The sequence below is a fragment of the Trichococcus flocculiformis genome (assembly GCF_963662535.1).
Lineage (GTDB): Bacteria > Bacillota > Bacilli > Lactobacillales > Aerococcaceae > Trichococcus > Trichococcus flocculiformis.
Genome location: NZ_OY759718.1, coordinates 1,540,123 through 1,562,079, shown reverse-complemented (window position 1 = coordinate 1,562,079; position 21,957 = coordinate 1,540,123). Strand labels below are relative to the sequence as shown.

At 45.9% G+C, this 21,957-nt stretch carries 17 protein-coding genes, 1 pseudogene and 1 riboswitch; of the genes and pseudogenes, 3 read left to right on the top strand and 15 right to left on the bottom strand.

The window, feature by feature from the left end; translation table 11 throughout:
• Positions 1 to 151: 151 nt before the first annotated feature.
• The 10 genes from icd to gdhA form a co-directional block, all read right to left on the bottom strand.
• Positions 152 to 1,426, bottom strand: coding sequence for an NADP-dependent isocitrate dehydrogenase (icd, locus tag ACKPCD_RS07535; protein ID WP_288924523.1), 1,275 nt, complete (start codon positions 1,424 to 1,426; stop codon positions 152 to 154).
• Positions 1,423 to 2,571 carry a citrate synthase gene (locus ACKPCD_RS07530; protein WP_288924524.1) on the bottom strand — a complete coding sequence of 383 codons (1,149 nt, stop codon included), beginning with the start codon at positions 2,569 to 2,571 and terminating at the stop codon, positions 1,423 to 1,425. Before ACKPCD_RS07530 ends, icd begins: the two co-directional genes overlap by 4 nt.
• Positions 2,572 to 2,624: 53 nt before the next feature.
• A complete protein-coding gene (gene acnA, locus ACKPCD_RS07525) occupies positions 2,625 to 5,336 on the bottom strand; it encodes an aconitate hydratase AcnA (RefSeq protein WP_321432860.1) in 2,712 nt (903 codons plus the stop codon).
• A gap of 448 nt (positions 5,337 to 5,784) precedes the next feature.
• Positions 5,785 to 6,576 (bottom strand): inositol monophosphatase family protein, encoded by a 792-nt coding sequence (locus tag ACKPCD_RS07520; protein ID WP_321432859.1) that lies wholly within the window; start codon positions 6,574 to 6,576, stop codon positions 5,785 to 5,787.
• 48 nt (positions 6,577 to 6,624) lie between these two features.
• The gene (locus ACKPCD_RS07515; RefSeq protein WP_321432858.1) at positions 6,625 to 6,903 is read right to left on the bottom strand and encodes a UPF0223 family protein; all 279 of its coding nucleotides are present in this window, start codon (positions 6,901 to 6,903) and stop codon (positions 6,625 to 6,627) included.
• Positions 6,904 to 7,004: 101 nt separating this feature from the next.
• Positions 7,005 to 8,411, bottom strand: a complete 1,407-nt coding sequence (gene lpdA, locus ACKPCD_RS07510) for a dihydrolipoyl dehydrogenase (RefSeq protein ID WP_068562533.1) — start codon at positions 8,409 to 8,411, stop codon at positions 7,005 to 7,007.
• Between the two features lie 9 nt (positions 8,412 to 8,420).
• Complete coding sequence (locus ACKPCD_RS07505; protein WP_321432857.1) at positions 8,421 to 10,061, bottom strand: 2-oxo acid dehydrogenase subunit E2; 1,641 nt, start codon at positions 10,059 to 10,061, stop codon at positions 8,421 to 8,423.
• 106 nt (positions 10,062 to 10,167) lie between these two features.
• Positions 10,168 to 11,145 carry an alpha-ketoacid dehydrogenase subunit beta gene (locus ACKPCD_RS07500; protein ID WP_321432856.1) on the bottom strand — a complete coding sequence of 326 codons (978 nt, stop codon included), beginning with the start codon at positions 11,143 to 11,145 and terminating at the stop codon, positions 10,168 to 10,170.
• Positions 11,146 to 11,147: 2 nt separating this feature from the next.
• Positions 11,148 to 12,257 carry a pyruvate dehydrogenase (acetyl-transferring) E1 component subunit alpha gene (pdhA, locus tag ACKPCD_RS07495; protein WP_068562530.1) on the bottom strand — a complete coding sequence of 370 codons (1,110 nt, stop codon included), beginning with the start codon at positions 12,255 to 12,257 and terminating at the stop codon, positions 11,148 to 11,150.
• 610 nt (positions 12,258 to 12,867) lie between these two features.
• Positions 12,868 to 14,214: an NADP-specific glutamate dehydrogenase gene (gdhA, locus tag ACKPCD_RS07490; protein WP_321432855.1), complete on the bottom strand. Its 1,347-nt coding sequence runs from the start codon at positions 14,212 to 14,214 to the stop codon at positions 12,868 to 12,870.
• A gap of 220 nt (positions 14,215 to 14,434) precedes the next feature.
• Here gdhA and def point away from each other — a divergent pair, with 220 nt between their 5' ends.
• Entirely contained in the window at positions 14,435 to 14,995 is a 561-nt protein-coding gene (gene def, locus ACKPCD_RS07485) for a peptide deformylase (RefSeq protein WP_321432854.1), read from the top strand.
• A 61-nt stretch (positions 14,996 to 15,056) separates the two neighbouring features.
• Here the strand turns inward: def and ACKPCD_RS07480 are convergent, their stop codons facing one another.
• Together ACKPCD_RS07480 and ACKPCD_RS07475 are read right to left on the bottom strand one after the other, a co-directional pair.
• Positions 15,057 to 15,797, bottom strand: coding sequence for an amino acid ABC transporter ATP-binding protein (locus ACKPCD_RS07480; protein ID WP_369813501.1), 741 nt, complete (start codon positions 15,795 to 15,797; stop codon positions 15,057 to 15,059).
• A gap of 19 nt (positions 15,798 to 15,816) precedes the next feature.
• A pseudogene (locus ACKPCD_RS07475) lies at positions 15,817 to 17,468 on the bottom strand (ABC transporter substrate-binding protein/permease).
• A gap of 217 nt (positions 17,469 to 17,685) precedes the next feature.
• Positions 17,686 to 17,840, bottom strand: a riboswitch (Lysine riboswitch).
• A 184-nt stretch (positions 17,841 to 18,024) separates the two neighbouring features.
• On the opposite strand from ACKPCD_RS07475, the gene ACKPCD_RS07470 reads away from it, so the two are divergent.
• Both ACKPCD_RS07470 and ACKPCD_RS07465 read left to right on the top strand, forming a co-directional pair.
• Positions 18,025 to 18,738 (top strand): HAD family hydrolase, encoded by a 714-nt coding sequence (locus ACKPCD_RS07470; RefSeq protein WP_068562524.1) that lies wholly within the window; start codon positions 18,025 to 18,027, stop codon positions 18,736 to 18,738.
• A 3-nt stretch (positions 18,739 to 18,741) separates the two neighbouring features.
• A complete protein-coding gene (locus ACKPCD_RS07465) occupies positions 18,742 to 19,701 on the top strand; it encodes a lactate/malate family dehydrogenase (RefSeq protein ID WP_321434518.1) in 960 nt (319 codons plus the stop codon).
• Positions 19,702 to 19,770: 69 nt separating this feature from the next.
• Here the strand turns inward: ACKPCD_RS07465 and panD are convergent, their stop codons facing one another.
• Genes panD through panB form a run of 3 tightly spaced genes read right to left on the bottom strand, consistent with a single transcriptional unit; the run spans position 19,771 to position 21,868 of the window.
• Entirely contained in the window at positions 19,771 to 20,157 is a 387-nt protein-coding gene (gene panD / locus ACKPCD_RS07460) for an aspartate 1-decarboxylase (RefSeq protein ID WP_068562522.1), read from the bottom strand.
• A gap of 14 nt (positions 20,158 to 20,171) precedes the next feature.
• A complete protein-coding gene (panC, locus tag ACKPCD_RS07455) occupies positions 20,172 to 21,014 on the bottom strand; it encodes a pantoate--beta-alanine ligase (protein WP_321434517.1) in 843 nt (280 codons plus the stop codon).
• 14 nt (positions 21,015 to 21,028) lie between these two features.
• A complete protein-coding gene (gene panB, locus ACKPCD_RS07450; protein WP_369813502.1) occupies positions 21,029 to 21,868 on the bottom strand; it encodes a 3-methyl-2-oxobutanoate hydroxymethyltransferase in 840 nt (279 codons plus the stop codon).
• Positions 21,869 to 21,957 lie beyond the last annotated feature (89 nt).

Below are 21,957 nucleotides of genomic sequence, written 5' to 3'. Positions count from 1 at the left end.
CGGCTTTCTCAAAAAAGTTTTTCTTCCGGCTGCCACTGCACCATGGATGTCTTTAGCCGGCAAGGATTCTAGAAGCTGTCTCGTTTCTGGAATTGTCCGCAAAAAGAGGCATAATCCGGAGTGATTATGCCTCTGCTTTTCCGAAGGGTTCCTACATGTTTTCGATGACCAGTTCCGCGAATCCGGAGCAGCTGACTTTTTGGGCAGCTTCATCCTTCATCAGGTAATAGAAATCGCGTGTGACCGTTTTGTTCGCAATCGTCTTCTCGATGCCACGGGTGATCAAGTCGCTGACTTCATTCCAGCCGATGTAATCGAACAACATAGCGCCTGATAGCAACACCGATGAAGGGTTCAATTCATCCAAACCAGCATATTCCGGCGCGGTACCGTGAGTCGCTTCAAAGATGGCATGGCCTGTGTTCTGATTAATGTTCGCTCCTGGCGCAATCCCGATTCCGCCGACTTGAGCAGCCAATGCATCGGAAATGTAGTCACCGTTCAGGTTCAAGGTCGCGATGACATCATAGTTCTCAGGGTTCATCAAAATCTCCTGCAGGAAGATGTCCGCGATCCGGTCTTTGATGATCAACTTGCCTGCCGCAACCGCATCTTCGTAAGCTTGATCAGCTGCCGCTCTGCCGTCCGCAGCTTTTACGGCGTCATATTGGGCCCAAGTGAAGACTTTATCGCCAAATTCGCGTTCCGCTAGAGCATAGCCCCACTTCTTGAAACCGCCCTCCGTGAATTTCATGATGTTGCCTTTGTGTACCAACGTCACCGAAGTACGGCCATTTTCCAAGGCATATTGGATGGCGCTGCGGATCAACCGTTCCGAACCTTCGATCGAAACCGGTTTGACACCGATTGCCGATGTCTCAGGGAAGCGGATTTTATCCACACCGAATTGGGTCTGCAGAATTTCGATGATCCGTTTCGCTTCTTCACTTTGTGCTTCGAACTCGATCCCTGCATAGCAATCTTCAGTATTCTCGCGGAAGATGACCATGTCAGTTTTTTCAGGGTGTTTCAAAGGGGTCGGTACGCCTTCAAAATATCGGACAGGACGCAAGCAAACGAATAGGTCCAACGTCTGGCGCAAAGCGACATTCAAGGAACGGATCCCTCCGCCGATCGGTGTCGTCAGCGGTCCTTTGATGGCCACCAAATGCTCCCTGATGACATCCATGGTCTCATCGGGCAACCATGAACCGGTCAAATCAAAAGCTTTTCCGCCCGCAAGCACTTCTTTCCAGACTATTTTACGGGAATCGCCATAGGCCTTTTCAACTGCAGCCTCAAATACTTTTTTGGATGCTTGCCAAATTTCCGGACCGATTCCATCCCCTTCGATGAAAGGGATGATCGGAAAATCAGGTGTATGCAAACCCGTTTCATTCATAACAATTTTTTCGCCAACTGTCATTGCGCAGTACCTCCAATAGTTTCTTTTTCAGACAAAGGGATATAGGTCAGATTAACGGGTCCCACGTATTTTGAACGTGGACGGATCAAAGTCGCTTCACGTTTCTGCTCGAATACATGTCCTAACCACCCGGCAACACGGCTCATCGAAAACAACAGTGTGAAGAGGTCATGTTCTATCCCAAAGCAGTGATAAACTGTGGCAGAGTAGAAATCCACATTCGGAATCAAGCCTTTTTCCTGCAACAGATAGTCCTCTACTTCGCAAGAAAGATCATATAAATCTTCTTTCCCAAATTCCTGGGTCAATTCCTTTGCCATGCGTTTCAGGTGTTTCTTGCGGGGATCTTCCGTTTTGTAGACACGGTGACCGAATCCCATGATTTTTTCTTTATTGTCCAATTTTGTTTTCAAGTAGCCAGCAACATCTCTGGTTTCGGATTCAGCGATTTCGGAAAGCATATCGAATACGCGCTCATTCGCTCCGCCGTGCAAGGGACCCTTGAGAGCTCCGATGGCACTTGTGATACACGAATAGACATCCGTCAGCGTAGAAGCTGCAACGCGTGCGGTGAAGGTTGATGCGTTAAGATCGTGATCGGCATGGAGTACCAGACAATGATTATACGCTCTGACCAAATCCGGATTCGCTTCTTCGCCTGTCAACATATACAGGAAGTTGGCTCCGAACGAAAGGTCTTCGCGAGGCGCGATCGGATCCAAACCTTTGCGTAATCGTGCGAATGCGGCGACAATCGTCGGAATTTTTGCTTGTATCGAGATTGCTTGAATATAGACAGAACGTTCATCCATATCTTCCGCATACGGATCGAATACGCCCAATAATGAGACCGTCGTACGTAAGACACTCATCGGGTGCAGATTCTGACGGCACTGTATTTTCAGGCAAGCAATGACACTTTCAGATAAGGCCATATGCGTGTGAAGATCGTGCTGCAACTGAGCAAATTCTTCACGGCTAGGCATTCTTGAATTCCACAACAAAAAGATGATTTCCTCAAACGATGCATCTTTTTCCACTAATTCGTCGATATTATATCCTGAATAGGATAATTGTCCCTCAACAATTGCGCTTAGGGAGGTTTCTGATACGACAACATCTGCTAATCCTTTATGTACTTCCATGATTTTTCTCTCCTCTCAAAAACCTCTCTTCAGCAAATTGGATGGCTTGCTGCTTAATAAGCAAGCCCCATTTTTTTACGGATTACCATCGGCAGGATGCCTCCGTTACGGTAGTAAGTCATATCCACTTCAGAATCAAAACGGGCAATAGTCGTGAATTTGATTTCTTGACCATCTGATTTGACTGCCGTCACAGGAATTTCGGCATGGATACCGACACTATCGTTCAAATCAATCGTAATTTTTTCCGATCCGTCCAGCCCGAGGCTTTCTGCATCTTGACTCGCTTGGTATTGCAAAGGCAATATGCCCATCATGACAAGATTCGAACGGTGGATTCTTTCATAGCTCTTCGCGATGACCGCTTCGACCCCGAGCAACTTGACACCTTTGGCAGCCCAATCACGGGATGAACCCATTCCGTAATCATCACCGGCAAGGATGATCAGCCCAACACTCTCTTCGCGGTATTTTTCGGATGCATCAAAGATACTCATCTCTTCACCTGTCGGCCAGTAGATAGTGACACCGCCTTCTTTGGCAGGGACCAATTGATTGCGGATACGGATATTTGCTAACGTTCCACGCATCATTACTTCATGGTTTCCACGTCTAGCTCCGTATGAGTTGAAATCGCGGACTCCCAAACCTTTCGAAGACAAATATTGCCCCGCCGGTGTATTGACTCCGATGCTTCCTGCTGGAGAAATATGATCGGTCGTAACCGAATCACCGAATTTACCCAAAACTGCCAATTCCTTCAAGGATTCAATCGCTTTTGGTTCAGGCGATAAATTGTTGAAGAATGGCGGATTTGCAATGTAAGTCGATCCCTCTTCCCATTGGTACAAAGCATCATCATTTGTTTCGATTGCGTTCCATTCAGCATTATCATCAAAAACATGCAAATACTCTGCTTTGAATATCTCAGGTGTTACAAAATCTCGGATCATCGCTTCCACAGTATGTCTTTCCGGCCACAGATCAGCCAAGTAGACGGGTTGACCATCTTTACCGTTTCCGATCGGATCGGATTTCAGATTGATGTTCATCGTACCAGCCAGCGCATAAGCGACTACCAATGGCGGTGATGCCAAATAGTTCGCTTTGACCAAAGCATGAATCCGCCCTTCAAAGTTACGGTTTCCGCTCAGTGCGCTAGAAACCAACAAATCACTGTTTTTGATTGCTTCTTCCACTTCCGGCAAAAGCGGCCCTGAATTTCCGATACATGTCGTACAACCGTACCCGACAGTATTGAAGCCCAGTTCTTCCAGGTAAGGAAGTAAACCAGCATTATCCAAATAGGCGGTAACTACTTTGGATCCTGGAGCCAACGAAGTCTTGACGTATTTCGGCACGTTCAACCCCAACTCGACTGCTCGTTTCGCCAATAATCCGGCACTCAACATTACATATGGATTAGATGTGTTCGTGCAGCTTGTGATGGCAGCAATCGCTACATCTCCCGTCTTCATTTTCACTTCTTCCCCATCGAGGACAAATGAAACTTCTTTTTGTGCATCCTCTTCGGATAGTCCAAATCCGGCATTGCCTTTTGGCGCAATCAATGATCTCTGGAAATCTATTTTCAATTTTGACACAGGTACCAAATCTTGTGGACGCTTCGGACCTGCAACATTGGCCTCGATTGTGCTCAAGTCTATTTCTACGACTGTAGTATATTCCGGTTCCGGATTCTCGACACGGTAGTATAAGTCGTTTGCCTTAACATATGCTTCTACTATAGAAACATGCTTTTCATCTCTGCCTGTCAGCGTTAAGTAGTTAAGCACTTCATCGTCGACCGGAAAGAAGCCGCAAGTCGCACCATATTCAGGTGCCATGTTGGCAATGGTCGCACGATCTGCCAAAGTCATGGAAGATAACCCAGGACCAAAAAACTCGACAAATTTGCCGACTACTTTCATTTCGCGCAACGTCTGAGTCACTTTCAAGGCCAGATCAGTTGCGGTTGCTGCTTCCTGCAGCGAATTGATGAAACGTACACCCACTACTTCAGGAACCGGGAAGAAGGAAGGCTCGCCAAGCATGCTGGCTTCCGCTTCTATTCCGCCGACTCCCCAACCCAATACTCCTAGAGCGTTCGCCATCGTCGTATGGGAATCCGTACCCACCAATGTATCAGGAAAAACCAAGCTTCTGTTTTCGTCTATTTCTTTTTCCGTGACGACTGACGCCAAATACTCAATATTGACTTGATGGACAATACCGGTAGCGGGCGGCACAGCCCGGTAATTGTCGAAGGCTTTTTGGGCCCAACTCAAAAATTGATAACGCTCTTGATTACGCAGGAATTCCATCTTCATGTTCGCGATCAAGGCTTGTGGTGACCCGAAGTTATCAACTTGCACAGAATGATCAATGACCAGATCAACAGGCACTTCCGGATTGATGAGCGCTGGATCTCCGCCTAAATCATGAACCGTTTTTCTTAATGAAGCCAAGTCAACGACTGCCGGTACCCCTGTGAAATCCTGAAGGATAACGCGGGATGGTTTGAAAGGTATTTCGCCTTCATTCGTTTCCGTTGCACTCCAGTTAGATAAAGTGACAACATGTTCTTCTTTGATGCCGCTTTCTCCCACTTGACGTAACAACGATTCCAGAAGAACTCGAATCGAGTAAGGCAATTTAGAAATTTTTATTTTTTCATTATTTTCTAATTTTTTTAATTTATAGTATTCATATTGATGACCATGCAAACTAAAAGAAGCTATGGCATTTTGATTAAAATCTGACATTTTATAACCCCCGTTTATCATCTGTTTCACATACATCTCACTTAATACGAAGATTATAACCATAATTTAATCAAATGTAAATGTTTTAGCTAAAAAAAATACCGCAGACAAGCACTGACAATCGGAGAAACCTTACATAGATTTGTAAGATTTTTCATTAGAAAAATGAGAGAACCACCTTCCGCCGATACCAAAATGAGATTCGTTCTCATTAAAAAGCATTAAAAAAACTCTCATATACTCATTTTTTTATCATTTTAATCATCTTTCTCACATTTATTATTTTTAGTCTCATTCTCTTTCTGAGAAAAATTATATCTTTTTTCAACATATGATAATAGAATCGCATAACCCTTGCCTTTTTATGTGAGGAATTCTAACATCTTTCGTCAATCAAAAAAAGTGAACAAAATACACTGATCTGTATCTTGTCCACTTCAATTTATACTCAATGAGGCCCAAAAATGAAGCGCCATTCATTTTGAATTTCCAGGAAAGCAAAGCTATTGGCTACAATTACCGCATTATTCTGGAGCAGATTTATTTTTTCTCCCGTAACTTGTCTATAGACCAAACCTACCTCTTCAGCTATGACCAACCCTGCCGCTATATCCCACGGTGCCAAGGAAGGCGCGATATAAGCCACTAATTTTCCAGAAGCAACCCAAGCCGTTTCCAGTCCGGCAGAGCCATTGACGCGCAACCCACTACTGTTTCTGGCGATTCTACGCGCTTCGTCCGCATCGGAAACAACCAATCGATTACTGATTGCGACCAGCCCTTCCGATAACGGTAGCTCCTCCACCCGCGGCAGTCTACGATCATTGCAATAAGCCCCGTTATCGCGTATCGCAAAATAGAGCTCGTCTCTTACGACATCATAAATATAGCCTAAATGACCAACACCGTCTTTATAGATGCCGATCATGATGGCAAAATTCGCTCGCTGCTTGATGAAATTAAGTGTGCCATCAATTGGATCGATGATCCAGACAATTCCATCCAGATCCTGTATATCGTGTCCTACGCTTTCTTCTCCCAAAATACGCTCATCCGGGAAATGCGCAGTGATTTTTTCATACAGGAACACCTCGATTTCCCGATCCATGTTTGTTACCAGATCCGTTCGCGATGTTTTTTCTTTAATCTCAAGCTCCTTGTTGAACGATTCCCGCAGCAAGTCTGCAGCTTCATGTAACCAAGACTTGATCAGGCTATGCCTTCTATCGATCTGATCCATCCGGCTCCTCCCTTCTACCGCTCCTCTACCCGCGACTTATCCAGTCGTTTAACGCTCCCCTAGAAAGATTTTATTCTTTTCACTTTTCTTTATTTCCTGTAGCACTTTGTACAAAGAATAACCCGATTCTTTCTCGAACTGATTGCCGTATTTCTTTTCCAGCCCGACTGAAGGCAGCACCGTTTTGAATTCACGGTAAGCTTGCATAAAATCCTCTTTACTGATTCCACTTTCATAAGCGCGCTCGACAGCATTCCACAAGGAGATGACTTTAACAATCTCTTCTTTGGACCACTCCACTTCGAACGGATAGTCATAATGTTGCATCTTATTCCCTCCATCTATTCTTGTTTCTACTATATTATACCTGACAAAAAAAATAAAGAGAATCCGGATCCGGATTCTCTTTACCTGTTACTATTTTGGAATTAGATGTGGATCGGCATGCCCAAAGCCAATTCGGCAGCGTCCATGATTGTTTCGGATAAGGATGGATGACCGTGGATCGTCAACGCGATATCTTCTGCGTTCATTCCAGCTTCAATCGCCAACCCAAGCTCAGCAATGATTTCGCTGGCATTCACACCGACAACTTGCGCGCCGACAAGAACGTTATCTTCTTTTGTCGTAACCAAACGAACAAAGCCTTCTGTCTGGTTCAATGACAATGCGCGTCCGTTACCTGACAATGGGAATTTGGATGCTTTGACATCCATACCTTTGTCTTTTGCTTCGGCAGCAGTGAAGCCGATAGTAGCTAATTCAGGATCCGTAAAGGCAACCCCTGGCATAGCACGGTAATCAATTGCAGAGGGATGTCCCGCAATTGCTTCAGCCGCGATTTTAGCTTCGTAGCTGGCTTTATGAGCCAAAGCAGCACCAGGAACGATATCGCCGATCGCAAAAATGTGTTTTACATTTGTACGGCCTTGATTATCGACTTTGACCAAACCACGGTCGGTCATTTCAACTCCGACTACTTCAAGACCCAAGTCATCCGTATTCGGACGGCGACCGACAGTAACCATTACGTAGTCAGCTTCGATAACCTCTTCTTTACCGTTCGCTTCATATTTAACGGTTACGCTGTCTCCGTTGTCGATGGCTTCTTTAGCCATTGCCTTCGTGACGACTGTGACACCTTTTTCTTGGAATGATTTTTCAACGAATTTGACCATATCTTTTTCGAATGTCGGTAAAATTTGCGGAGAACCTTCAAGAATAGTCACTTCAGCACCTAGGTTAGCGTACGCTCCGCCCAGTTCAGTACCGATGACACCGCCACCGACGATGACTAATTTCTTAGGAACTTCGGTCAAATTCAATCCGCCAGTGGAATCGATAACGCGTCCGCCAAATTTGAAACCTTTGATTTCGATCGGACGGCTACCGGTAGCGATGATCGCATTTTTGAAAGTATATGTTTGTGCTGCATCTTCGGTGAAGACACGCAATGTTTCTCCGTCATTGAAGAATGCATTTCCACGGATGATTTCAACTTTGTTTTTCTTCAGCAAGTACTCGACACCGGAAGTCAATGTTTTGACGACTTTGTTGTCTTTCCATTCTTGCGTTTTCGAGAAGTCCAGTTTCACATTTTCAGTTGTGATGCCGAAAACAGAAGAATCCAAAGCTTCTTGATAATGATGTCCAGCAGAAATCAATGCTTTTGAAGGGATACAACCGACGTTCAAACAAACGCCTCCGATCCATTCTCTTTCGATGATTGCTACTTTTTGTCCTAATTGTGCAGCGCGGATGGCAGCTACATAGCCACCAGGTCCCGCTCCAACAACAACTGTATCTAATTCAACTGCGAAATCGCCTACTACCATTGTCTATTTTCACCCTTCCATCAATAATAATTCTGGATCAGCCAATAATCTCTTAATGTTGTTCATTGCTTTTTGAGCAGTTGCGCCGTCAACGATACGGTGGTCGAAACTCAATGAAAGTTTCATAACGCGACCGACTGCCAATTCGCCTTCTGCATTGACGATAGCTTGTTGCGCGATCGTCCCAACACCTAGGATGGCCACTTCAGGGTAGTTGATGACTGGCGTAAAGAATCCGCCGCCAACAGAACCGATATTACTGATAGTTACAGAACCGTTTCTCATGTCTGCAGCTGCCAATTTGCCGTCGTGGGCTTGAGCAGCCATGTTGTTGATTTCATCGGCAATTTTGAACATGCCTTTTGTATTTGCATCTTTAACGTTCGGCACGTATAGACCACTGTCTGTGTCTGTAGCGATACCGATATTGATGTAGTTCTTCAATACGATTTCTTGTGTAGCATCGTCGATTGAAGCGTTCAGGATAGGGAAGTCACGTACAGTCGCTGCCAAAGCCTTAACGACATACGGCAAGAAAGTAAGTTTTGTTCCTTGCGCTGCAGCAACATCTTTGAATTTCTTGCGGTGATCCCATAATTTGGACACTTCAACTTCATCAAACAAGGTTACGTGAGGCGCTGTATGCTTGCTGTTGACCATTGCTTTCGCAATCGCTTTTCTCATCGGAGACATCTTTTGGCGTGTTTCCGCTTCGCCCATATTGGAAGAGAATGGTTGAGCCGGTGCTGCCGCTTGTGTTGCTTGAGCAGCTGCTACAGGAGCCGCTTGGACTGCTGCTTGTGCTGAAGCTTGAGCTTGGACTGCTGGAGCTACAGCTTTTGCTGCCACTGGAGCTACTCCGCTGAAGTTATCGATATCTTCCTTCAGTACACGGCCGCCTTTTCCAGTCGGCACAACCGAAGTGATGTCGACGCCTTTTTCGCGTGCGTATTGACGAACAGACGGCATAGCCAAGACTTGTTTGTTTGGATTTGCTGCTGCAACTACGCCTGATGAGGCTGGTGCATTTGAAGCTGCTGCAGGTGCTGCCGCTGCTTTTGGTGTTGCTGAAGCCGGACCGTTTTGGCCTGGAGCATCGATTTCAACCAATACATCACCGATGACCGCAACTGTACCTACTGGCGCTACGATGCGGACAACTTTACCTGTCACTGGAGATGGGATCTCTTCAACAGATTTGTCGTTCTGAACTTCAACCAAGGTGTCATCTTCGTTGATCATATCGCCTTCCTTGATAGGCCAAGAAACGATTTCGCCTTCCATGATACCCTCGCCTAGAGCAGGCAATTTGAATTGGAACAGTCCGCCTGTTGAAGCTGCAGGTGCTGCTGGAGTTGATGCCGCTGAAGCTGTTGCTGGTGCAGGAGCTGCAGAACCTTCATCCTCGTGACCTGGAGCGTCGATTTCCACCAATACATCTCCGATGACCGCAACCGTACCTACCGGTGCAACAATCTTCAAAACTTTCCCAGATACTGGGGATGGGATTTCTTCGACTGATTTATCATTTTGAACTTCTAATAATGTGTCATCTTCATTGATGGTGTCGCCTTCTTTGATTGACCAAGAAACGATTTCACCTTCCATGATACCTTCGCCTAGAGCAGGCAACTTGAATTTAAAAGACATTTTCTTAACTTCCCTTCATTTGTCTATTTTTTGATTTCCGACGCACAAAAGCGGACAAATACAATTCTATGGGATATGGAATTGTATTTGTCCAAGCTTTCAGCTCTTAGAAATGATAAATTTCTCTTACTTTATTCTCGATATCAGTAGCATTCGGTAACCAAATGTTTTCTGCTTGACCGAACGGGAAGACAGTATCTGGAGCAGCTACACGTCCGATAGGAGCTTCTAACGATAACACTGCACGTTCAGAAATTTCGGACATGACCATTGCGCCTACACCAGCTTGACGCTGCGCTTCTTGGACAACCACGACACGGCCTGTTTTTTCAACTGAGGCAATGATCGTTTCGATATCAAGTGGAGCAACCGTACGCAAATCGATTACTTCAACCGAAATGCCTTCTTTTTCAAGTGTTTCTGCAGCTTTGATAGCTTCGCGGACCATTGCGCCGTAAGTGATGACAGACACGTCAGATCCTTCTTTTGTGATGGCAGCTTTGCCGATAGGAACCGTGTACGCTTCTTCAGGAACTTCATCACGGAATGAACGGTACAATTTCATGTGCTCCAAGAAGACAACGGGATCGTTGTCACGGATAGCTGAAATCAACAAACCTTTTGCATCGTATGGGTTCGAAGGGATAACCACTTTCAAACCTGGTGATTGGGCCATCAAGCCTTCCAAGTTATCCGAGTGCAATTCAGGTGTATGAACACCGCCACCGAAAGGAGAGCGGAAAACGATAGGCAGATTACGCGTGCCTGCCATGCGGTAACGTGTACGTGCAGCTTGCGCTACAACTGTATCCATTACTTCAAAAACAAAACCGAAGAATTGAATTTCCGCAACAGGACGGAAACCTTCTAAGGCCAAACCGAATGCCAAACCACCGATACCGGATTCAGCTAAAGGAGTATCAAACACGCGATCTTCGCCGAATTTCTCTTGAAGTCCTTGTGTCGCACGGAATACACCGCCGTTTTTACCAACGTCTTCTCCGAAGATCAGAACGTTTGGATCGTTTTCAAGTTCAATTGCAAGCGCATCAGTGATGGCTTGGATCATAGTTAATTGTGCCATGATTATTTAGTCTCCTTTGCTTCGTAGTATGCGATTTGTTCTGCTAAAGTTTGATTTGGTTCTTCGAACATGCTCTTCAAGAAGTCAGATACTTTTTGTTTAGGAGCTTGGTCAGCTTCCTTGATGGCATCTTTGATTTCTTCTTTGACTGATTCGATGACTTCATTTTCTTTTTCTTCAGACCATAGACCTTTTGCCGTCAAGAATTTGCGCATGCGGATCAATGGATCTTTTGCTTGCCAGCCTTCCAATTCAGCAGTGTCACGGTAACGTGTCGGATCGTCACCTGATAAAGTATGCGGACCGAAGCGGTAGCAGATTGTTTCGATCAAGACAGGCCCATTTCCGGCAACAGCATATTCTCTTGCTTTTTTGGTTATCGCGTAGACAGCCAAGATGTCCATCCCGTCGACTTGGATACCAGGGATTCCGGCAGCCATAGCTTTCTGCGCTAAAGTTTGAGCAGCGGTCTGCACGTGGCGAGGCGTTGAAATCGCCCATCCGTTATTTTGAATGAAGAAGATGGCAGGTGCTTTGTAGGAGCCGGCAAAGTTGATTCCTTCATAGAAATCCCCTTGCGAGCTTCCGCCGTCACCAGTATATGTGATGGCAACATTTTTCTTGTTGCGTTTCTTCAATCCCAATGCTACTCCTGCAGCTTGCACATATTGTGCGCCGATGATGATTTGCGGTGGTAAAGCTTGGATGTCGTCAGCATATTTATTGCCATCCACATGACCTCTCGACCAAAGGAAAGCTTGCGTCAATGGTAATCCATGCTTGACCAATTGAGGAACATCGCGGTAACCAGGCAACAATACATCTTCTTTTTCAATTGCTGCAATACTTCCTAACTGGCTCGCTTCTTGGCCGGCTGTCGGCGCATAGAAACCTAATCTACCTTGACGATTCAACGCAGTTGAACGTTCATGTAAAATTCTGGACCATACCATATCTGTCATGAATTGAACCAATTGTTCATCAGAAAGATCTGGCATTAGATCAGGGTTTACAATATTCCCTTCTTCGTCCATGATTTGGACCATGCGAAAATCTGTGTTCGTGCTGCTTAGTAATGCGTCAATGTCGATTTTTGTTTGTTTTGTAGCCATGCTAACACTTTCCTCTCTATTCCCTTGATATTTCATCTCTTTGGATGAGGTTTATACAGATGATTTCAACTGTATCAATTCACAGTTGTTACATGAATAATTTACCACGCATCCGAGATATATGCAAGGTAAAAGGACAGTTTTCATTTTTTGTGCACAGAAAATCCACCACTGCTTAATTGTAAGCGTTTAGCAATTCTTTATTGTTCATTTTTTAACGAGGATAAAATCACGCTATTTTGTTTTATATTGAAACATCATTATTATGTATATTTACAGATTGTCGCAATCAGATACAAAGATTCTGTATTATAACCAAAACAAAACTGTTGTTACACAAAACAGCAAGCATTGATGGCATGGGCTTTCAAAAGTATAACAGTCCATTCGTTACAACTACCTCTTTTTAAATATCGATTTTCTTCCGTTTTTCACAGTTGATTTTTTATCTTTTCTCGGATCATATCCAGTTGTTCCATTCATTCATGAAATCACAATCTCATCACTATGAAAATTTGATTAAAATAACTCCTCATTCATCTCATGAACAGAAAAAAGGCCATTTCAATTAAGAAATGACCTTTTTTATTTGAATTTGTACTGCGCTTTATTACACTAAGCCTTGATAAATCATGGCATCGGCAACTTGCACAAACGCCGCGATGTTGGCGCCTGCCAAATAATTTCCCGGTATGCCATATTCTTCAGCTGTTTTTTCAGCTGTCTTAAATATGTTTGCCATGATAGCCTGTAGCTTACCGTCAACTTCTTCGAATGTCCAATGGCTATGAGCACTGTTCTGCGCCATTTCGAGTGCCGAAGTGGCGACTCCCCCTGCATTGGCCGCTTTAGCCGGACCATAGTAAATATTATTGTCCGCATAGACTTCCACAGCTTCCAACGTACTCGGCATGTTCGCGCCTTCGCTGACACAGTAAACGCCAGCTTTGACTAATCTCTCAGCCTGTTCTTTATCTATTTCATTTTGTGTTGCACTAGGCAAAGCAATGTCATAGTTAAGATCGAAGTCCCAAACGCTGCCGTCTTTATAAACCGCTGTCGCTTTTTCGGCAGCATAGACCGTCAATCTTTCGCGACGAACTTCTTTGATATCCTGTAGCAATTCGACATCGATACCTGTTTCATCGTAGATATAACCGTTCGAGTCGGAACAAGCTACAACAGTTCCGCCAAATTCATGAACTTTTTGGATAGCATAGATAGCTACGTTTCCGCTTCCGGAAACAACTACTTTTTGACCGGCAAACGATTTACCATTTGCTTTCAGCATTTCCTGTGTATAGTACACCAAGCCGTATCCAGTCGCTTCTGTACGCGCCAAACTTCCGTTCATGACGACTGGTTTACCGGTAAGAACACCTGTTTCAGCACCGTTTAAGCGTTTGTATTGGCCATACATATAGCCGATTTCACGTCCACCAACACCGATATCGCCAGCAGGAACATCCAGCGTAGGGCCGATATGTCTTTGCAGCTCAGTCATGAATGATTGACAGAAACGCATCACTTCAGCATCGGATTTGCCTTTAGGATCGAAATCGGATCCGCCTTTTCCGCCGCCGATCGGTAATCCGGTCAGGCTGTTTTTGAAGATCTGTTCAAAACCTAAAAATTTCAGGATGCTCTCATTGACGGTAGGATGAAAGCGCAGACCGCCTTTATAGGGTCCGATAGCCGAATTGAATTGGACGCGGAATCCTTTGTTGACTTGAACCTCCCCTTTATCATCCATCCAAGGAACCCGGAAGGAAACGATGCGTTCAGGCTCCACCATTCTTTCAAGAATGTTCCATTTTATATAGTGCGGATTTTTTTCCAAAGCAGGCTCGATCGTATCGAACAACTCTCTTACCGCCTGTAAGAATTCTTTTTGATGCGGGCCTCTATCTTCAACCTTTTTATAGACTTTTTCAATATAATCTTTAGCAGCTGTCATAAAAATCATCTCTTCTTTCGCTATAGAGTTAAAAAAACCTCACACCATTGTGTAATCATTTTTTCATTTTTCTATTTTACACATACCCATTCTATATTACAAGAGAAAAGATGAGTCTAGCTTTTTTTTTTCGAAACGTGTACTATGTAACGTGAAGTGTTTTGCAGTTTGCAAGTCCAATCATTTCAATATAAAAACCAGTAAAAGGAGGAATGCATGCATGATCACGATGGATAACATCATCCGTGAAGGTCATCCTACATTGCGCAGGTCAGCCGACCCGGTCACTTTTCCGTTATCTGCAGAAGATCGAAATATCGCCGCAGAAATGATGGAGTTCCTTTCGAACAGTCAGGATGAAAAAATTGCCGAGGAACTCAACTTGCGCGCAGGCGTTGGTTTGGCAGCACCACAAATCGACGTATCCAAACGCATCGTTGCTTTGCTGATACCAGGAGAATACGAAGATGATCCTCCGGAATTGGCTAAAATTATGTTCAACCCTAAAATCATCAGCCACTCGATTGAAAGTGCCTGCCTAAAAGGTGGAGAAGGCTGCCTTTCAGTGGACCGTGAAGTACCAGGCTTTGTCGTCAGGCATAGCCGTATTACGGTAGCTTACCAGGATGCTGAAGGAGCCACGCACAAAGCCCGCTACAAAGGTTATGCGGCCATTGTAGTTCAGCACGAAATCGATCATCTTAACGGCGTTATGTTCTACGATCACATCAATGAACAGGCACCCTTTGCAGTTGCAGACGATGTCATCATCATCGAATAGGAAGAAATGAATAAAAAAGAAGAACGGACCTGCATTTAGTGCAGAACCGTTCTTCTTTTTTTCATTTTGTAAGATATCTCTCCAGGAATTGCTTCGTCCGATCCTCTTTTGGATGATAGAAGATTTCTTCAGGGGCTCCCTGCTCCAGAATAACGCCTTGATCCATGAAGATGACGCGATCGGAAACTTCTCTCGCAAACTCCATTTCATGCGTCACGACGATCATCGTCAAGCCGCTGTTGGCAAGATCCTTCATGACTTTCAATACTTCGCCCACCATCTCCGGATCCAAAGCCGATGTCGGCTCATCGAACAATAGCGCATCCGGCTCCATCGTCAACGCGCGGGCGATGGCAACGCGTTGTTTTTGGCCGCCTGACAGCTGCTCCGGTTTGGCATTGATGAATTTACCCATTCCGACCTGCTCCAGATAACCCATGGCGATTTTTTCGGCTTCCTGTTGGGACTTTTTCAGAATCTTCACAGGTCCTACAGTACAATTATGCAGCACATCCAAATTGTTGAACAAATTGAATTGCTGAAATACCATCCCTAATTTACTGCGGTACTTGAAGATATCATGCTTCGAGTCCAAAACGTTCTCGCCGTTGTAGATGATTTCTCCCGCTGTCGGTTTTTCAAGTAGATTGATGCAGCGCAATAGCGTCGATTTACCGGACCCTGATGAACCGATGATACAAACAACTTCCCCTTTATTCACACTGAAATCGATGTCCTTCAGCACTTCATGCTGACCGAAGTTCTTCTTCAGATGCTGTACGTCGATTACTTTTTCCATCAAATGATTCCTCCCGTGGCAATTAATTTGCTCTGTCTCTTTCTGCTTGTTTTTTGCGAGCCATTAATTCTGGTGTAGTCAATTGGTCTTGACCCGCACCCATCATCTGATAATTATCAGGGCCTTGCATTTTTCTTTCGATGGCACGCAGAATGCGTGTCACCGTGAAGGTCATGACGAAGTAAATGAGTGAAGCCACGAAGAATGATTCGAAATAACGGAAATTATTTCCGGAAATCGATTTGGTCGTAAAGAACAATTCCGAAACGGAGATGACGTTCAACACGGACGTATCCTTGATATTGATGACGAATTCATTCCCTGTCGCCGGCAAGATATTCCGGATGACCTGAGGCATGACGACATTGCGCATCGTTTGCAGGTGGTTCATCCCAATTGCTTGGGCTGCTTCGAATTGCCCTTTGTCGATGGAAATGATTCCACCGCGGACAATCTCCGACATGTAAGCACCTGTATTGACCGATACGATAAGCAACGCTGCGAAGATACGGTTCATGTCAATATCAAACGCCAGAGCCGCGCCATAATAGATGACCATTGCTTGAACGATCATCGGCGTACCACGGAAAATTTCGATGTAGCATGACAGCAAAAAATTCACCACATTGTACACATGTTTTTTCCATCCCGATTCAGCAACCGGAATCGTACGGATGACACCAATCATAAGACCGATTCCCAACCCAATGATGGTCCCGATTAAAGCTATATATAATGTTGTCCACGCACCTGATAAAAACTGTCTCCAGTTTTCTTCGATGATGCGGATAACCCAACTAAACTCCATTTAATTTATGCCCCTTTTTGATGTCCCATCCACCAGAATTATTCAGCTGATGGTTGGTTTTTGATTGCTTCTTCCATCATTTGGATTCGTTCTTCTTCGGTGATACCGCTCAGAATCTCGTTGATCTGATCTTTCAATTCGCTTTCTTTGATCAAGCCGATTGCGATCTCTGAATCAGCCACGGATAATTCAAACGTATCCGCTTGATCCAATTCGATCATTTTAAAAGCTGAATTGGCTGCTGAAGCGCTGATTGCTTCCGGGCGTTCCGAGACATAAGCATCGATTGTGCCTGACTCCAATGCGACGCGCATAGATGTGAAACTATCCATTGCCGGTTGCTTTTGCACGCCTTCAATCTGATCGATGACGCCATAGTGTAACGTGTTCAACTGTGCAGTGACTTTTGCATCAGCGAAGTCAGCCAAAGTTGTTGCATTTGCATAAGCCCCATCAGATTTTACGACCATTACCAATTCAGTTGTATAGTAGGAATCCGAGAAATCGATTGCTTCTTTGCGTTCATCTGTCGGAGACATACCTGCAACGATTGCATCGATTTTAGATGAAACCAATGCCGGAACCAGACCATCCCATTCTGTTTTGACGATGACCAATTCCTTGCCTAAGCCGTCCGCCACTTTTTGGGCCATCTGAACATCATAGCCATTTGCGTAACCGTCAGCGCCATCAATTTTCACTGCGCCATTGCTGTCATCATTTTGTGTCCAGTTAAAAGGCGGATATCCCGCTTCCATTCCGACTACGAATGCATCCGATTCAGCCGAACCATCTGCTGCCGATGAATCCTCAGTAGTTCCGTTACCGCAACCCGCTAAAATAAACAAACCCATCAAAGCCGCCATTGTTGTTTTCCATGTTTTTACTTTCATCTCTAGTTCCTCCTAATGTTTATAGTCCTATTTACATGCTCAAAAAAATTAAACAACCCTCTTGTCCAACTACGTTTTTGTCCACCTTTCTACCCATAGAGCGTCATAACAACGATAATTCAGTCCGTTTTTGTGCAAAAAAATAGACTATAAAGCAAAAGGCCCTATAATCCAGCTTCCTTCTGCCCGCAATACCGAAAGTACTCCACAAACGATTTTGGGCAAATCGTTCTGACAGTGCCAGGATTCTTAATCCTGACCCCAACACAGCCAATGCTGTATTTCGGCGAACACCCCTTTCAAATGGGCATTTTACTCTTGATGTCCGCAGCCTCTTCCATTATTGTATGATCGTATGACATTATTGTATGCTATTATACTGTACGTAATTTTAATTTGCAACAAAAAGAGCTTTGCTCAGCCAGCCAGTACCCTTCACGCACTGGCTGTCCTTGTTTTATTTCATTTTAAATACCGATTTTGGATGCTATACTGACTTTAATAACAAAAGGGAGGAACTGTTTCAATAATGTTTACTATTCTATTCGATTTGGATGATACCCTATACGACACATCAAGGCCGTTCTTCCAAACATTGGCAGATTACAGCTTTAGGAACAACTACAGTAACGAAGCCAGCTTCGCTCTTTTCCGCGAGCATTGTGACAACGCCTTCGACCTATTCTCCAGCGGGGAGCTGACGCTAGCCGAGTCACACATCATGCGCACACAGCATACATTCGCCGACTTGGGTCTTCCGCTCACCGCCGAAGAAGCGATGCACTTCCAGAAATCCTATCAAAAAAGGCAAGGGGAGATTGTGTTGAGTCCCGGTATCGAGCGGCTTTTGAATGAACTGGAAAATAGAAATATACCAATTGCCGTCTTCACAAACGGTCCTGAAAAACACCAGATGAAAAAATTCAACGCCTTGAATCTGGAGCGATGGGTGCCGCCAGCACGCATCTTCATTTCCGAAAATATCGGTTGCCCAAAACCCTATGCCGAAGCCTTCGCGCATGTTCAGGAGTCTTTGAACGCAACTCCCGGCGAGCTGCTTTTCATCGGGGATACGTATGAAACGGATATCATCGGCGGTCAGGCTGCCGGTTGGACTACCTTGTGGTACAACCATCGCCGCAAGCAGGAGGATGAAAAAATGGTGCTGGAGCCAACCTTCTATTCTGTTGCGGAAATGCACCAAGCCATAAATGACAACATCTCAAAACGAAAGGAAATGTGACCTATGATCCAGACAAAATTAGCCATCATCGGGGTCGGCCATGTCGGTTCCCAGGTATTGACCGACTGCAGTCACCTCAACTTATTTTCCGATATCATCCTGATCGACAGCAACAAGGACACGGCAAGAGGCGAGGCTCTTGACCACCGCCATGCGTTGGCCGCCAGCTACCGGACAAACAGTAAAATATACGCCGGCGATTACGCGGATTGCGCCGATGCCGACATCATCATCATTTCCGCGGGCGTCAGTGAGAAGCCGCGCCCGGGTGAAGATATGCCGCCAAGAGCGTTGATGGGCAAAGAGAATGCCATTGAAATACGCAAAATCATGACAGGCATCACCCGGTACACAAAAGATGCCATCATCATCCTGATAACGAATCCGGTCGATACAATCACCTACATCGCCGAAAATGAGTTCAACTATCCGAAAGGCAAGATTTTCGGCACCGGAACGACTTTGGATACTTTCCGCTACCGTCAGATTGTTGCTGCCCACTATCAGGTCGATCCAAAGAACGTCAGCGGCTACATCATGGGCGAACACGGCAGTACCGCCTTCCCGGCTTTCAGCAGCACGACTGTGGGTGCGCTCACCCTTTCCCAAAGCGATGCTTTATTAATGCCCGCGATACCATTGGACCAGGAATTCGTCAGCCAAGAAGTGGTCCACACGGCATCTGATGTCTTCAACTGGAAAGGCTGGACCAATTCAGGCATCGGGGAAGTCGCAGCGGCCTTGGCCCGCGCTGTCATGCTGGACGAGAAAAGCATCTTCCCTGTGACCGCAACTGTCAATGGCTTATACAACTGCCACGGCGAAGCGGCCTTCAGCATGCCTTGCATCATCGGCAGGAACGGCTTGGAGAAACAGATCCCTTTGCCGCTGGATAATGAGGAATACGAAAAACTGAAACTCTCCATCAAAGATATTCAATTTACGCTGCAATCCGTGAAATAGGAAAAGCGCAACCGCATCATGGCCTATTGGCCGGATGCGGTTGCGCTTTTTTGTCCCTGTACGGATAGTCTACATACTGAGTCTGCCGTGTTCTTCGTAGCGCGTGACTGTTGTGATGGCATTCTGCTCATCCACAAACACCACAAGCGGCTTGTGTTCCTTCGCTTCCAGTTCATCCATCAGGCAGTAAGCCATGATGATGATCTTATCCGACACCTGAACGCAGCGGGCGGCGGCACCGTTCAAGCATATCATGCCCGAGCCGCGTTCGCCTGCGATGACATACGTTTCGAATCTTGCACCGTTGTCGATGTCGACGATCTGGACTTTTTCATATTCGATCAGTCCTGCAGCATCCAACAAGTCCTTGTCGACAGTGATGCTGCCCACATAGGAAAGCTCCGCCTGGACAACGACGGCGCGGTGTATTTTACTTTTCAGCATATTGAGTTGCATTGTTTTTCCCCCACTTATTCCGTGATAAAATTATCAATCAGACGCGTTTTTCCGATATAAACCGCCAAAGCCACCAATACAGGTCGCTCGACGCTGTCCACTTGCTGCAGCGTACGCGCATCCACCAACTCCACATAGTCGACCTTCGCCAGCGGCTCCGCTTGGATCGTTTCCGAAATCGCATTGCGGATTATGGCAGCATTCTGTTCTCCGTTCGCAAGCAACTGCTTGGCGACTTCGAGCGCTTGGCTCAGCACCAGTGCGGCCTTACGCTCATCTGCTGACAGGTAACTGTTGCGCGAACTTTTAGCCAATCCATCCGCTTCCCGGATGATCGGGCAGCCGATGACGGTGACGTCCAGATTCAGGTCGCGGACCATCTGCTGGATAACCGCCAATTGTTGGGCGTCCTTCTGTCCAAAATAGGCACAGTCCGGCTGCACGATGTTGAATAGCTTTGTCACGACTGTGCAGACGCCCCGGAAATGGGCCGGTCTGCTTTTCCCGCATAGACTCTCCGTCAGACCATGCATATCCACAAAGCTGCTGAAATCGGGATGGTACATTTCTTTCGGCTCGGGATGGAAAATCAGGTCCACTCCGCTGGCTTCGCACAAAGAGGCATCCTTTTCCAGATCTCTTGGATAGCTTTCCAAATCTTCGGATGGGCCGAACTGCATCGGATTCACAAAAATACTGACGACCACCCGATCATTTTCGCTGACGGCTTTCTGCATCAAGCTTTGATGGCCTTCATGGAGATAGCCCATCGTCGGAACAAAGCCAACCGACAACCCTTCCTTTTTCCAGGCCTTCACGGCACTGCGGATTTCTTCAACCGTTGCTGCAATCTTCATTCGTGATTACTCCTCTAATATAATTTTTCGATGACCGCATCTGACAACGCAAAGGTGTGCTCCGCTGCCGGAAACGCGCCGCTTTTCACTTCAGATATATAGTCTTCGATGGCGTTCTCCATCTGCGGCCCTATTTCTGCATAACGCTTGACGAATTTCGGCGTGAAATCGGAATAGAGTCCCAGCATGTCCTGATAGACCAACACCTGGCCGTCGCAGCCGTTCCCCGCGCCTATGCCGATGGTCGGTATCGAAATGCTCTTTGTGATCAACTCAGCTAATTTGGCTGGGATGCATTCCAGCACCACCGCAAAGGCGCCAGCCGCTTCGACAGCCTTCGCCTGCTCGATCAGACTACGCGCCGCTTCCTCATCTTTGCCTTGGACCTTGAATCCACCGAAAGCATTGACGGATTGCGGCGTCAAACCGAGATGCGCCATGACTGGTATGGAAGCTTCCACGATTGCCTTGATCTGCGGACAGACTTCAAGACCACCTTCCAGTTTGACTGCCTGTGCCCGGCCTTCCTTGATCAGCCTGCCGGCATTGACGACCGCATCATAGACGGATGTCTGATAAGACATGAACGGCAGATCGCTTACGACCAAGGCGTCCTTTACCCCTCTGGCGACAGCTTTGGTGTGGTGGATCATATCCTCCATCGTTACCGATAAGGTGTCTTCATAGCCCAACATCACCATCCCCAACGAATCCCCCACCAGTACCGAGTCGATGCCCGAAGCATCGATCAGTTTGGCAGTGGAATAGTCGTAGGCAGTCAGCATCGTCAAACGCTCATTCTTCTGCTTGGCATTGCGGAAAGTCAAAACCGATTTCTTCACCCGAATCCTCATCCTCTCTTCATCCAAATATAATATATTATTCACACATTACGTTCTGCAGGGAATAATGTCAACTACTTTTTGAAACTGGAAGCCCTACG

Excerpts from the sequence above, each read along its gene's own strand:
- acnA (WP_321432860.1), bottom strand. The coding sequence starts at position 5,336 with ATGTCAGATTTTAATCAAAATGCCATAGCTTCTTTTAGTTTGCATGGT.
- pdhA (WP_068562530.1), bottom strand. The coding sequence starts at position 12,257 with ATGGCTACAAAACAAACAAAAATCGACATTGACGCATTACTAAGCAGC.
- icd (WP_288924523.1), bottom strand. The coding sequence starts at position 1,426 with ATGACAGTTGGCGAAAAAATTGTTATGAATGAAACGGGTTTGCATACA.
- panB (WP_369813502.1), bottom strand. The coding sequence starts at position 21,868 with ATGAGGATTCGGGTGAAGAAATCGGTTTTGACTTTCCGCAATGCCAAG.
- panC (WP_321434517.1), bottom strand. The coding sequence starts at position 21,014 with ATGAAGATTGCAGCAACGGTTGAAGAAATCCGCAGTGCCGTGAAGGCC.
- ACKPCD_RS07500 (WP_321432856.1), bottom strand. The coding sequence starts at position 11,145 with ATGGCACAATTAACTATGATCCAAGCCATCACTGATGCGCTTGCAATT.
- ACKPCD_RS07470 (WP_068562524.1), top strand. The coding sequence starts at position 18,025 with ATGTTTACTATTCTATTCGATTTGGATGATACCCTATACGACACATCA.
- panD (WP_068562522.1), bottom strand. The coding sequence starts at position 20,157 with ATGCAACTCAATATGCTGAAAAGTAAAATACACCGCGCCGTCGTTGTC.
- gdhA (WP_321432855.1), bottom strand. The coding sequence starts at position 14,214 with ATGACAGCTGCTAAAGATTATATTGAAAAAGTCTATAAAAAGGTTGAA.
- ACKPCD_RS07505 (WP_321432857.1), bottom strand. The coding sequence starts at position 10,061 with ATGTCTTTTAAATTCAAGTTGCCTGCTCTAGGCGAAGGTATCATGGAA.
- ACKPCD_RS07530 (WP_288924524.1), bottom strand. The coding sequence starts at position 2,571 with ATGGAAGTACATAAAGGATTAGCAGATGTTGTCGTATCAGAAACCTCC.
- ACKPCD_RS07465 (WP_321434518.1), top strand. The coding sequence starts at position 18,742 with ATGATCCAGACAAAATTAGCCATCATCGGGGTCGGCCATGTCGGTTCC.
- ACKPCD_RS07520 (WP_321432859.1), bottom strand. The coding sequence starts at position 6,576 with ATGGATCAGATCGATAGAAGGCATAGCCTGATCAAGTCTTGGTTACAT.
- ACKPCD_RS07515 (WP_321432858.1), bottom strand. The coding sequence starts at position 6,903 with ATGCAACATTATGACTATCCGTTCGAAGTGGAGTGGTCCAAAGAAGAG.
- lpdA (WP_068562533.1), bottom strand. The coding sequence starts at position 8,411 with ATGGTAGTAGGCGATTTCGCAGTTGAATTAGATACAGTTGTTGTTGGA.
- def (WP_321432854.1), top strand. The coding sequence starts at position 14,435 with ATGATCACGATGGATAACATCATCCGTGAAGGTCATCCTACATTGCGC.